The sequence below is a fragment of the Ekhidna lutea genome, assembly GCF_900188325.1.
Taxonomy (GTDB): Bacteria; Bacteroidota; Bacteroidia; order Cytophagales; family Cyclobacteriaceae; genus Ekhidna; species Ekhidna lutea.
This window is the reverse complement of record NZ_FZPD01000005.1, coordinates 572,264-585,123: the sequence shown is the minus strand read 5'-3', so window position 1 is coordinate 585,123 and position 12,860 is coordinate 572,264. Positions and strand designations below refer to the sequence as shown.

Here is a 12,860-nt window from a genome sequence, read left to right as displayed (position 1 = left end):
CAGGTATCTATACCGTAGTGGCTTATGATCGCGAGCAACCATTCCTTGGATGTAAAGCGCTGGTTACCTATGAGGTCGAAGAAAATAATCCGGTCATAGAACTGAGAGCAGGTAATATGACACTTACTAATAATGATAACTGCTCCGGTACACCTAATGGATCAGTCCAGATAACAGGATTCTACCTCAATAATGCATTCGTTGCAGTAACTGATCCTCAAGCAGCTAACTACACCATCACATGGGATGCTGCTATCCCTGGTGCAAACCTTTCAACATCAGCAGGTAGTGCTTTTGATGATGTAGCTTCTAACCTACCGGCTGGAACCTACAATGTCTCTATACAGCAAATTGCTGCTGCTGGACTTTGTCCTTCTGCAGGTGCTGATATTTCTGTGACCATCAAAGACGACACAGCTAATCCGGTCATCAGTCTAACCAGCCTTACAGATGACACATTCTGTGATCCTAGCGCTGATACAGGAGACGGACAGATCACCGTGGATGTCGATGGTAATGGTTCTACTAACTACTACTTCAGATGGTGGATCGGTACCGATACAACTATAGTCGCAAACGAAATCACCGATGGTGGATATGCCACCGCTGGTACAATCGCTGCGAATGCTGACAGTACGCAAATACTTGGATTACCGTCAGGTATCTATACCGTAGTGGCTTATGATCGCGAGGATCCTAATAACGGATGTAAAACTCGCGCATCTTACGAAGTTGAAGAAGATAATACAACACCTACGCTTGATATATCTACTATTCAATCCAACACACAACCAGATACATTGTGTACTGGAAACAGTGGAACCATCGTGATCAATGATGCTGATATAACTGGCTCCCTCAATGATTATAATGTGGACATTAGACAAGGAAACGCGACAGGACCATCAGTTGGCGCTTTCAATGGCAATGGTTCGCCTACAATAACAATCAATAATCTATCAAGCGGTGATTATTATATACTTGCAACTAACAACACAACACAATGTAGTGTTGCTACTGCTATAGTTAACGTGAAGGACTCCACCAGGAACCCACAGGTTACAAGAGTTAGCACCACACCTGACAATAACTGTACGGGTGGAACTACGGCAACAGGCGGACTGGAAGTAATTATCAACAGCAAGTTTGATGAGACCGATCACTTTACTGTACAATGGTTTACAGGCTCAAATGCAACAGCAGGTAATGAGATTGCAGGAGCAACCTCAGTAATACTATCCAATCAATCTGCTGGTCAGTACTCTGTACAAGTCACAAATACTAACACGCAGTGTAGCACTGTGCGTAATTTTGATATTCCACAGGAAGATGAAGCCATTTTCATTACAGATTCTCAGATTGATAATGTGAGTTATTGTACTGATAATGGAAGCTTTGCAGTACTTGAAATCTCTGTTGGAGGAACGCGAATTGATTCTGCACAGATGGCTACTGCAGGTATTTATACACTTGAAGTGTACACTACTCCGGGAAATGTGCTTACAGGAACTACCTCAACTGACCCTAACAGCTTGACAATAGAAGGGCTTGGAGCTGATTCTTATTACGCCATCGTGAGAAAAACAGATTCTAACTGTGAATCTGACGCATTGTTCTTTGATATTGTAGAAGACATCTTCTACCCTGATGTACGTGTCACGGTAATTGCAGCTGACTCAACATGCTCTGCTACTGGTACTCCAGCCGGATCATTGAGAGCGTTAGCGGATGGTAATGATGAAACTGACACATTATACACATTCCAGTGGTATTTGGGATCAGGAACGGGAACAGCTCTTGTTAATAATACTGATCCGGGTAACGGATCTAGCCCAACAGGAGTAAGTACAGCAACCGTGGCAGGACTTGCAGCTGGTACATACACTGTAGAAGTGACTAATCTATCAAGCACTTGTACAACTGTTACTGTGTTTGATGTGCCTTCAGTGCCTGCTGACCTGGATATATTGGCAGTTTCTACTACAACAGCAACAACTTGTTCACCTGGAAATGGTAGTATAACAGTTACTTCAGTGAGTGATGGTGCGATATCAGATTATGACTTTGACTACTATGATGTAGACCCTACCGTAGGCTCGCCAACTCCGGTCTTCACTGGCAATGCAGGGGCAGCTTATACAACTGCACAAGGTGGGATTTATTGGGTAATAGGTACCCACACTACTTTGGATTGTTCTACGCCTCCATTTGAAGTGAGAGTCAGAGATAATGCTGTTTATCCAGTCATTACCCTTGATGATTTTGATGCACAAACCAATTGTGATCCTAACCTACCGAATGGTCGCTTGCTTGTGCTTGCCGATGGTCAGCCTGAAAATGCCACGTATGATTTTGAATGGTATTATGGAACAGGCACTGGTAATCCATTGACCTCAGATGATTATACAGGTGGATCACAGTTAGCAGGAGCAAATACAAATGAACTTTCAGGCATTGCAGCAGGAACATATACCGTAGAGGTGACAAACAACACAACAGGTTGTTCGATAACGGAGACTTATGAAATGGTGGATGATATTCCAAATCCAATTGCGATATCAACCACTTCATCTGCGAACACAAATTGTGTTAATCCAAATGGTAAAGTGGCAGTTTCTGTAATAACTCCAGCTCCTGGCAGGTCAATTAGTGATTACAGCTACTATTGGTTCACTGGAAACCTTGCCACTGTTGGTACCTCTCCTAACCCAGCTAATGCGGATTACACTGGTTCTCTAGTAGAGAATTTGGCAGATGGTAATTATGTTGTACTTGTAGTCGATCAAATAGATAACTTCTGTCAGTCCAATGCCACAGAAGTCACTGTTGAAAACGCAACAAAAATGCCGGTTTATGAACTCACCACAAGTGATGTAACTGTGTGCTTTGATGAAAAGAATGGATATGCTTCAGTAAGTGTCCCTAACTTGTCAACTGTGAATATTACCTGGTATAATGATGCCAACACCCAGATTGGAAATACATTCTTTATTGATTCACTGGATGCTGGTATGTACACTTTAGAGTTAGCCCATGTTATTACCGGTTGTATTGCTTCAGAGGTCTTCACAATACAAAACAATGCTGTGACACCAAACACTCCGACCGTCATAGTGAACAATGGAAGAGATAATTGTCAGTTTGCAAACGGTAGCGCTATTGCCAATGTGGATGGAATTACCAATGGGTTCTTATTCGAATGGTTTGATCCAAGTGACATGACTAGCCCATATGCTACAGGATCGCAAGTATTTAACCTGGATACCACGACGTATCTTGTAAGAGCTACAAACCTTGCAACTGGTTGTCAGTCTGCTGAGACACCTGTCCAGATTAATTATGAAGTGGTTGCTCCAGAGTACGAAGTAATATTCAACAACTCAGTTTGTCTAAGAACAGAAGATGGATCAACTAATCAGTTTACAGGTTCTGCAATTATCGGTTTTGAAGAATTCAACCTCGCTACTGAATATGAATGGAGAGATGCCAACGGAACAGTAGTTGGAACTGACTCAAGGCTTATAGATGCTTATCCTGGCGACTATACAGTAACCTTCACAGCAGAGAATGGCTGTACATACGATGCTGCTTTTACTATAGAAACATCATTAACAATCTACAATGGAGTTTCAGCGAATGCAGATGGCAAGAACGACTTCTTATTGATTGATTGTATTGACTATTTCCCTAACAATAACGTGAAAATTTACAACCGCGCAGGTCAAAAGATTTTCGATATTGATGGATATAATAATACATCGGTTAGGTTTGAAGGACTAAGCAATGTCGGAGGTGGTGGCCTTACATTACCATCAGGTACCTACTTCTATGTAATTGACTTGGGTACCGGAGAGGATCCTATTCAGGGATATTTAGAATTAGTTAGATAACTTTAGGACGAATGAAGAAATCCACTGTATTAATAATACTCATGATAATCGCTGGCTGTGTTACCGCACAGCAGCGACCAGTCATGTCCACTTATATGTTCAATGGTCTGGCGATCAATCCTGCATATGCCGGAAGTCTAAATATTTTAAGTGCCAGTTTTATTCATAGAAAGCAGTGGATCAATGTAGACGGAGCACCTACTTCTAACATACTATCCGTTCACAGTTCTTTTTATGGAAACCAAATTGGATTAGGTCTACAAGCAACACGTGATGTGATAGGCGTACATGAAGAGTCCGCAATTTATGTAAGTGGAGCTTACAAGATAAAAACAGGAGTAGGTATTTTGGCGATGGGACTTTCCGGTGGATTCGATAACCGAAGATCAGATTTTACTCGATTAAATGTACTCAATGAGGACGATGAGCTGCTAACAGGCACTCCTACCCGTTTCACGCCAAACTTTGGGACAGGTATCTACTTTGCTAACCCAAAAATGTATGCCGGTATTTCGGTACCGTATATTTTAGAAAATAGTCTTTATCAAGTGCAAGCTGATGGAACAACTTCAGAAGGCAGAGAAAGTCGATACTATTATGCCACAGGCGGTATCGTTTTGGATATTAACCGAAATGTCAAATTCAGTCCTTCTGCTCTATTTCGATATCAGGAACAAAGCAGAGTTGGTTGGGATCTCAACGCAACAATCATATTTGATGGGATCGCTTATGCAGGAGTATCCTATCGAAGTGGTGATGCCCTTGTTTTTCTTACTCAGCTTATCTTAAATGAAAATTTCAGACTTGGATATGCGTATGATGCTACCGTGAATGCTCTTAACAACCACTCAAGAGGAACCCATGAAGTGCTACTCAATTACAGAATTAAATTGAGGAATTACAAGAAGGATCCTCAGTGTCCTGTTTATTTCTGATCCTCTTTACTTAGATCAGCAAGGAATGCATTAATTAGTGACAGCAGCAAGCTAAACAAAAGTGCCCACCAGAAATTGTGCACATCAAATCCGGATATAAGCGAATCTGCAATTAACACAATAAGGGCATTAATTACTATCAGGAAAAGACCTAGTGTCACTACCGTTAATGGAATAGTCAATACAATTAAAATTGGCTTGACAGTTGCATTCAGTAAAGATAGAATCACGGCAATAATGATAGCTGTCATGAATGAGTCAACCACCACTCCGGGTAGTAGGTAAGACGCGACGACAACTGCAATAGAAGACAGTAATATTTTAACAAGTAATCTCATAAGCTATTTTTCTTTAAACCATCCGGCATACATGGTATAGTTCCCTGCAATTCTACCAAGCATTTCTTTATTCTCCGCATCCATGCTTTTGAGTTTTTTACCAGGGACTCCACCATAGACAGAGTTTTCTTCTACTATCGTTCCAGCAAGCACAACTGTTCCAGCACCAATGATTGATCCGGATTTGATAACCGCATCATCCAAAATAATCGCACCAATACCAATGAGAACATTGTCTTCTATTGTACATCCATGTACAACTGCATTATGACCGATCGATACATTATTTCCTATTGTCGTGCCGGATTTCTTATAGGTCCCATGAATGGTTACATTATCCTGAATATTGGAGTTGTTTCCAATTCGGATATAATTAACATCTCCCCGAACCACAGCACCAAACCACACCGTGCAATTATCTCCCATTTCCACCTCACCTACTATGGTGCTATTCGGAGCAAACCAACAATCACTTCCATATTTGGGGGCCAATCCCCTCACCTCTTGTATGTGAGCCATTTTTTCTTTTAAAGCTAAAGATAAAATCAATACTCAAAGTGCTGACAAAATGTCATTACTGTTTCTATCTTTGCAGCATGCAAGGATTGATAGCAGATATAGATTTACTGGAAGAAGAGAAAAATCAAGCCGAATCGTGTGACTTTAAAACTACGAAAGATGATGGTACTAAAGCACGCAGAAAACTCTATATAGAGAGTTATGGGTGTCAAATGAATTTTTCAGATAGTGAAATTGTCACCTCTATTCTGAAAAAAGAAGGCTTTGGAACTACCTCATCACCCGAACATGCAGATGTTATTTTGATTAACACCTGCTCTATCCGCGAAAAGGCTGAGCAAACCGTAAGAAATCGTCTAAAAGTTTTCAATGCTGTTAAAAAGAAAAATCGTGAGGTGACTGTTGGCGTTTTAGGCTGCATGGCGGAGCGTCTCAAGTCAAAGCTTTTGGAAGAAGAGAAGATCGTAGACCTGGTTTTAGGTCCCGATGCGTATAGAGACCTGCCAAAACTGGTAAAGCAGGCTGAAGAAGGCGAAAAAGGAATTAATACCTTCCTTTCACGTGAAGAAACCTACGCAGACATCTCGCCCGTTCGACTCAATTCGAACGGCGTTTCAGCTTTTATATCGATCATGAGGGGATGCGACAATATGTGTTCTTTCTGTGTAGTTCCATTTACAAGAGGAAGAGAAAGAAGTCGTGATCCACACTCAATCGTTGCAGAAGCCCAGGAACTATTCGATAATGGGTACAGAGAGGTTACCCTCCTGGGTCAAAATGTAGATTCATATAAATGGTCGGAAGAAGAGAACAATAAGGCTCGCCTGAATAAAAAAGATGATGTAGAAGAAATCATAAACTTTGCTAACCTCATTGAAATGGTTGCCAAAGTAAGTCCAGATTTACGGGTACGTTTTTCAACTTCACATCCAAAAGACATTACAGATGAAGTACTTATCACCATGACGAAGTATGAAAACATCTGCAACTATATCCACCTGCCGGCTCAGAGTGGGAACACACGGGTGCTTGAGCTGATGAACAGAACCTATTCCAGGGAATGGTATATAAACCGCGTGGATGCCATACGCAAGATTTTAGGCGAAGAGTGTGGTATTAGTTCTGATATGATAGCCGGTTTCTGTAGTGAGACTGAAGAAGAACATAAGGATACACTTACCCTGATGGATTATGTGAAGTACGACTTCTCATATATGTTCTTTTATTCAGAACGTCCAGGGACTGTTGCTGCAAAAAAATACGAGGATGATATTCCACTCGAGGTAAAAAAGCGAAGGCTTCAGGAGATTATTGACAAACAAAGGGAAATTTCTTTGCAACGAAATAAACTTGATATCGGTAAAGAATTTAAGGTCCTTGTAGAGGGTACAAGCAAACGATCTGATCAGCAAATGCAAGGCAGAAACTCAGCTAACAAAGTAATCATTTTTGATGCTGATGTACCGAAGGGCACTTACGTGAATGTGCGGGTGACTGATTGTACCCCTGCAACCTTATTTGGAGAATTGATATGAGTTTTAAGATAGATTCTGAGGTTCAGGCAATTAAGCAGCGTTTTGAGATTGTTGGAAATTCCACCAAACTCAACAATGCCATCCGTGTGGCAATGCAGGTTGCCCCTACTGACATGAGTGTGCTAATTTCAGGGGAAAGTGGTGCAGGAAAAGAGTCATTTTCCAAAATCATACATAGCCTTTCTCATAGAAAGCATGGCCAATTCATTGCAATCAACTGTGGCGCGATACCAGAAGGAACGATCGATTCTGAGTTATTCGGGCATGAAAAGGGGGCATTTACTGGTGCTACGGGCGACAGGAAAGGTTATTTTGAGGAGACGGATAGCGGGACCATATTCCTGGATGAGATTGGTGAGATGCCTCAAAGTACACAGGCAAGGCTACTTCGGGTGCTTGAGAATGGAGAATTCATTAAAGTAGGCTCTTCCAAAGTACTAAAAACGGATGTCCGTATAATTGCTGCAACAAATGTTGATTTGCTGGACGCAGTTGGAAGGGGGAAATTCAGAGAAGATTTGTATTATCGATTAAGTACGGTTCCCATTTATGTTCCAGCACTAAGGGAACGAGGCGATGATGTCATTTTGCTCTTCAAGAAGTTTGCTTATGATTTTTCAGAAAACTATAAAACTGAGCCTATTAAGCTATCTGACCCAGCCAAAGACTATCTGAAATCACATAGGTTTCCAGGTAATATTAGACAGCTTAAAAACCTGGTTGAACAAATCAGCGTGCTTAGTGTGGAAAGAGAAATTTCATTAGAGCAGATTCAAACTTACTTACCTCGTACTGGAAGCAACCTGCCAGCCCTTATTAACAAAGCAGAATCAAACGACAATTTCACGGAACGTGATATCCTATACAAAGTTCTTTTTGATATGAAGTCGGATATGGCCGAACTCAAAAAACTTGTATTTAAAATGCTTGATGGCAATGATAATGACAAAGAGATATTAGATGATCACAAGACGCTTTTTCAGAACATTGACTCTTCACACTCAAGACTTGAAGAATACAAAGAAGAAAGAAAACCTAAATCAGAAGAGGAACATACGTTGATAATTTCCTCCAATGAAGATGACTATGATTCTGAAGTAGAAGATATCACCCATGAAATGGAATTAGAAGACTCTTTGTCACTTGAGAAAAAAGAAAAAGAACTGATCATAAAAGCATTGCGAAAGAATAACAATAAAAGAAAGTATGCCGCTGAAGATCTGGGGATTTCGGAACGAACTTTGTATAGGAAGATCAAGCAATATGAATTGGAAGACCTTTAGTTTAATTATTCTTTTGATCTCCTCGGGGCTTGGTACCGGCTGTGGTGTTTATTCATTTACCGGGGCATCCATTTCTCCCGATGTAAAAACAATCTCCATCCAGACGTTTTACAATAATGCCCCGCTCGGCCCATCCAATATGAGCGTATTGTTTACTGAGAACATCAAAGACTATTTCCAGCAAAATACCAGCCTGGAGTTAGTTGATAATAACGGGGACCTCCAAATAGATGGTTATATATCCAATTACACCATTACCCCTGTAGCTGCCACTGCAGGAAATCAAGGACAAGCAGATTTTTCTGCGCTATCCAGAATTACTATTACTGTATCTGCTACCTACACTAATGTGCAAGATCCCTCCTTTGATTTTGACAAATCATTCTCTTTCTTCAAGGATTTTGACAATAATTCCACAAATCTGGCATCCGATGAAGAAGCGTTTGTAGAAGAGATATTCGACCAAATAGTTTTAGATATCTTTAATGCTTCCGTTGCAAATTGGTGATTTTGCTTAATTTTAGCTTAAACACCGTTAGCTAGTCCTGTGAACAAAACCGAGTTAATCACCTATCTAAGAGATCCAAGCAAGCTTTCCGGCGAGCAGTTAGAAAAGCTGGAAGGCATTGTAAGTGAATATCCCTATTTTCTTAGCGCTCGGTTGTTATTGGCAAAAGCCAGCAAAGAGCAAAAGCATCCTAAAACTAAGAAAAGAGTGGCATCTGCCGCTATATATTCAACAGATCGGATTTTACTTAAGAAATACCTGAACGGTAACCTGTTTTTTCTTTCACACCCTCCTGCTCCGGAAACTGAGACTAAAAAAGAGTCTGATACATCATCTCAGACCCAGAAGGCCAAAACCCCAGAGACCAAGCCCCCTACTCAGGAAAAAGCAACCCCAGAGGTAAAATCTGCACCTGAACAAAAAATTCCTGCTGAACAACCGGTAGAAAAAGTAGCTGCCAAGAAACCTTCAGAGCCGGCAGAACAAAAGAAAGAAGACAAACCACCAATTCAAGAGGCTGTAGGTACTGAGCAACCTAAAAGTCTTGAACCTAAGATATCACCTCCCAAAGAAGAAAAAGTCAGAAAGGATGTGCGTCCAAGTTCAATAAAGGAAAAGGAACAAAAACCACAACCTGAAATCCCTGAGGTACCTAGTGGAGAGCTTGACTCTATTCTGGAAGAGCTGCAGCGTGATATGGAGAATCTGAAGGCATCCCGTGAAAAATTTGCGGAGGTCCAACAGAAAATTGAAGAAGATGATGCAATCTCAACAGCACTTGAAAAGGTTTCTTTAAAGTCAGACCCGGAGGAACAGAAAACCCAGGAAAAACCTTCCATTGAAGAAAAAGACACCCAAAAGGAAGAACTAGAGAAGTTAAAAGACAAAATAAAGCAGGAAGAACAAGCAGAAGAAGAGGCTAGGGATACACCTAAAGCGGAAGAAGAAAAACCTTCCACTATAAAGGAGGAAAAAAGAGAAGCAGATAAACCTACATCACCTAAGGAAGAAGAACCTGAGGAAAATGCGAGAGCAGAACGGGTGATTCGTGAACCTCGATTCTCACGTTTCTCAACAAGAAGCTATCTAAAATCACCTGAAGAGACGGATTTGTCAAAATTGCCTGAAGAGAAAGAGGAAAAACCTAAGGCAAAAGAGCAACCATCTAAAAAACAAGACGAAAAGAAAGAAGGAGAAGAAGAAAAAATAAAGCTCCCTGACTTATCTAAGGCAAAGCCAGTAGCTCGAAAGAATCCCAGAAAAAAAAGTGCTAAAAAGGAAGAAAAGTCAGCGGAAGATGATAAGCCTACTACTAAAAAGGATGAGAAAGAGGAAAAGCCCAAGCAAACTGAAAAAGCAACTGCCGTAGAAAAAAAAGAAAAGAAAAGCACTTCTAAAAAGGAAACGAAGAAGACAGAAACAAAGAAAAAGTCATCAACTAAAGCTACTACAGAAAAGAAAGCCACTAAAAAGAAAACCTCCACAAAAAAAGAAGCTGTTTCAAAAAAAGAAAAGGAGTCATCAAAAAAAGGCACTCGAGCAAAGACTACTGCAAAAGATAAAAAGGAGGAGAAAAAAGATGATGACAAAGCTGATCGCAAGGACCAGCAGGACATTATTGATAAATTCATAAAAGAATCACCCACCATAAAGTATCAGCGCAAGGAAGATATAAAGGCTGAAGACTTAGCAGAGGAGAGTGCAGCGTGGGATCCTAACCTTGCCTCCGAATATTTAGCTGAAATTTATCTGCATCAGGGAAATAAAAAGCGTGCAATCGAAATCTATGAAGCATTAAGCTTGAAATATCCCGAAAAAAAATCTTACTTTGCGGACTTAATTTCAAAGATTGAATAGATGTACGGAATAATAGTAACCCTGATTGTAATAGTAGCTGTTTTGTTAATCCTTGTGGTTTTGGCACAAAACCCTAAAGGTGGTGGGCTTTCAAGCCAGTTTGGAGGGTCCGGAACCACTCAGCTAATGGGTGTTAAGAAGACTGGAGATTTACTTGAAAAGCTGACTTGGGGATTTGCTATTGCACTACTCGTATTATCTGTTTCTACAAACTTCATCCAGCCAACACAAGATGAAGGTGGACTTACAAGCCCTAACATTGACAATGCTCAAAACGCTCAACCTGTAATCCCACAAGGTATTCAGCCTGCTGATTCGGACAATTCCTCCCTGCAAGACCTCACTCAGGGTGATTCTGATTCAACCGGTAATTGAGTTTTCAAATCTTTAGCATCTTAGAATAAATAAGGCGACTCATAGAGTCGCCTCTGCATTCCATTTCCCAATGGAATGCCGCCTTAGATGCCCATTAAGTAACGTCAACTACTAAGTGAGTTCACCATTCACAGGTTTAATTGCTTTGACGGGCTCTGCTCATCCACGATAGTGTTCCTTTCCGCTCACTGCTAAATTAAATTGGTGATCAATTCATATCCTGTTTAACTTAAAGACTGGTAACCCAAACATTTTTCCCAATCTAGGCTGAGTTTTATGCCTAAAGAGAAATCGGGAAATATTTGGCAGCTATAAGTCTAAAGGATAGCATATGTACATATCAGCAAAAAAGGATGAGGATCGGGAATCTTTGTGGCGAAGATTTGCGAGTGGGGATAAATCTGTCTTTGGCAGGCTCTACACGCACTATCATAGGAGTCTTACGGCCTATTGCATCGGTCGCATTGGGAATATTGAACATGCTGAAAATGTTGCTTCGGAAGTACTGATCAAACTATTGCAATATGAAAAAGCCAATGAAATAGAAAATTTTGAAGGGTGGTTGTTTCAGGTAGCAAAAAATGAATGTATAACCTTTATTACAAAAACTGCGAGGCGAAAAAAATTGCTAAACAGCAATTATAAACCAGAGCTAAATCGTCTGCCGGATGTAGAGATTAGGTTTTCAATGGAAAATATCGATCATTTGATACGGACAAGTCTGGATGAGAAAGACTACAAAATATGGCAGCTACACCAACAAGGATATGACAACCGTGAGATTGCAGAAATCATAGACTCAAGCGAAAAGACGGTAGCCAACAGAAAATCAGCAGCACGAAATAAACTGAAAAGTGTATTTAAGAAATTAAATGAATAGCAAAGTGAAAACCAAATACAATTACGAGCTGATTGAGGATTACCTCAATGGGATTCTTGATTCAAAAACCATGAGTGAGGTAAAGCATCTACTTGAAACAGATGAGGTAGCACGGGGTATTGCTCAAGGCATTTTAAATATGAAGGAAAGGTTTGATGCTGATGAAAGTCAAATGGATGACTATCTGAGCCAGACGCTTGAAAAGAAGCAAAAGCTTATCAATGATTACTCTTCTCAAAGATCTTCCTTGCGAATTATCAAAATCGCGGCTGCCGTTCTCGTATTGGCTGTTTCCACATTTGCTATTTATCAGCTGACACAACCAACACTCAATGACGTATTGGCTTATGAGCTAAGTCAACCATACGAGATGTTTATTACTTCGCGGGATGGTGAGGGTAGCCTGGATCATGCACTTGTCACCTATAATAATGGCAATTATGCCGAGGTGTTCAATTACATCCAAAACACCCATACTGCCCAGTCGAGTTTCCTGAAGGGCCTGAGTTATCTTTATCTGGAGGAGTATGAGTCTGCAATCACAGAGCTTCAAAGCGTAGCAAACTCAGACAGTAGGTTTGAAGAGCAAGCAAGATGGTATTTAGCCATTGCCTATTTACAAACTGATGAACCCGAAAAAGCAAAAGCAATACTTGCACAAATTAAAGGCAATCCGAATCACTACAAAGCGGAAAGAGCTGTAGAAATACTGGATTTATTGAAATAGCATAAACGAGTCT

The 12,860-nt window shown here is 40.6% G+C and carries 11 protein-coding genes; 9 read left to right on the top strand and 2 right to left on the bottom strand.

The genetic code is table 11. From position 1 onward, the window contains the following. Positions 1-3,890: gliding motility-associated C-terminal domain-containing protein (locus tag CHB71_RS16595; RefSeq protein ID WP_144017466.1), on the top strand; the 3,890-nt coding region annotated here is incomplete at its 5' end. A gap of 11 nt (positions 3,891-3,901) precedes the next feature. Beyond that, positions 3,902-4,825 carry a PorP/SprF family type IX secretion system membrane protein gene (locus CHB71_RS16590; RefSeq protein ID WP_089358055.1) on the top strand — a complete coding sequence of 308 codons (924 nt, stop codon included), beginning with the start codon at positions 3,902-3,904 and terminating at the stop codon, positions 4,823-4,825. On the opposite strand, the gene CHB71_RS16585 is transcribed toward CHB71_RS16590, so the two are convergent. Together CHB71_RS16585 and CHB71_RS16580 are read right to left on the bottom strand one after the other, a co-directional pair. Further along, positions 4,816-5,163: a phage holin family protein gene (locus tag CHB71_RS16585; protein ID WP_089358054.1), complete on the bottom strand. Its 348-nt coding sequence runs from the start codon at positions 5,161-5,163 to the stop codon at positions 4,816-4,818. The two genes, CHB71_RS16590 and CHB71_RS16585, sit on opposite strands and share 10 nt — an antisense overlap. A 3-nt stretch (positions 5,164-5,166) precedes the next feature. Then, on the bottom strand, positions 5,167-5,682 hold the full coding sequence (locus CHB71_RS16580) for a gamma carbonic anhydrase family protein (RefSeq protein WP_089358053.1): 516 nt from the start codon (positions 5,680-5,682) through the stop codon (positions 5,167-5,169). Between the two features lie 77 nt (positions 5,683-5,759). Between CHB71_RS16580 and miaB the strand changes: the two genes are divergently transcribed. The 7 genes from miaB (at position 5,760) to CHB71_RS16545 (ending at position 12,847) form a co-directional block, all read left to right on the top strand. After that, on the top strand, positions 5,760-7,217 hold the full coding sequence (gene miaB, locus CHB71_RS16575; protein ID WP_089358052.1) for a tRNA (N6-isopentenyl adenosine(37)-C2)-methylthiotransferase MiaB: 1,458 nt from the start codon (positions 5,760-5,762) through the stop codon (positions 7,215-7,217). Then, the gene (locus CHB71_RS16570; protein WP_089358051.1) at positions 7,214-8,500 is read left to right on the top strand and encodes a sigma-54 interaction domain-containing protein; all 1,287 of its coding nucleotides are present in this window, start codon (positions 7,214-7,216) and stop codon (positions 8,498-8,500) included. The genes miaB and CHB71_RS16570 overlap by 4 nt, the downstream gene beginning before the upstream one ends. Next, complete coding sequence (gene lptE / locus CHB71_RS16565; protein WP_089358050.1) at positions 8,481-9,008, top strand: LPS assembly lipoprotein LptE; 528 nt, start codon at positions 8,481-8,483, stop codon at positions 9,006-9,008. The genes CHB71_RS16570 and lptE overlap by 20 nt, the downstream gene beginning before the upstream one ends. Before the next feature lie 39 nt (positions 9,009-9,047). Beyond that, positions 9,048-10,865, top strand: a complete 1,818-nt coding sequence (locus CHB71_RS16560) for a hypothetical protein (RefSeq protein ID WP_089358049.1) — start codon at positions 9,048-9,050, stop codon at positions 10,863-10,865. Continuing rightward, the gene (gene secG / locus CHB71_RS16555) at positions 10,866-11,240 is read left to right on the top strand and encodes a preprotein translocase subunit SecG (protein WP_089358048.1); all 375 of its coding nucleotides are present in this window, start codon (positions 10,866-10,868) and stop codon (positions 11,238-11,240) included. A gap of 331 nt (positions 11,241-11,571) precedes the next feature. Then, positions 11,572-12,120 carry an RNA polymerase sigma factor gene (locus CHB71_RS16550; protein WP_089358047.1) on the top strand — a complete coding sequence of 183 codons (549 nt, stop codon included), beginning with the start codon at positions 11,572-11,574 and terminating at the stop codon, positions 12,118-12,120. A 4-nt stretch (positions 12,121-12,124) separates the two neighbouring features. Then, positions 12,125-12,847, top strand: a complete 723-nt coding sequence (locus CHB71_RS16545) for a tetratricopeptide repeat protein (RefSeq protein ID WP_144017465.1) — start codon at positions 12,125-12,127, stop codon at positions 12,845-12,847. Positions 12,848-12,860: the final 13 nt, after the last annotated feature.

Bases quoted from the DNA above. Each gene is read 5' to 3' on its own strand.
- CHB71_RS16590 (WP_089358055.1), top strand. From the start codon at position 3,902: ATGAAGAAATCCACTGTATTAATAATACTCATGATAATCGCTGGCTGT.
- CHB71_RS16550 (WP_089358047.1), top strand. From the start codon at position 11,572: ATGTACATATCAGCAAAAAAGGATGAGGATCGGGAATCTTTGTGGCGA.
- secG (WP_089358048.1), top strand. From the start codon at position 10,866: ATGTACGGAATAATAGTAACCCTGATTGTAATAGTAGCTGTTTTGTTA.
- CHB71_RS16570 (WP_089358051.1), top strand. From the start codon at position 7,214: ATGAGTTTTAAGATAGATTCTGAGGTTCAGGCAATTAAGCAGCGTTTT.
- CHB71_RS16580 (WP_089358053.1), bottom strand. From the start codon at position 5,682: ATGGCTCACATACAAGAGGTGAGGGGATTGGCCCCCAAATATGGAAGT.
- lptE (WP_089358050.1), top strand. From the start codon at position 8,481: ATGAATTGGAAGACCTTTAGTTTAATTATTCTTTTGATCTCCTCGGGG.
- miaB (WP_089358052.1), top strand. From the start codon at position 5,760: ATGCAAGGATTGATAGCAGATATAGATTTACTGGAAGAAGAGAAAAAT.
- CHB71_RS16585 (WP_089358054.1), bottom strand. From the start codon at position 5,163: ATGAGATTACTTGTTAAAATATTACTGTCTTCTATTGCAGTTGTCGTC.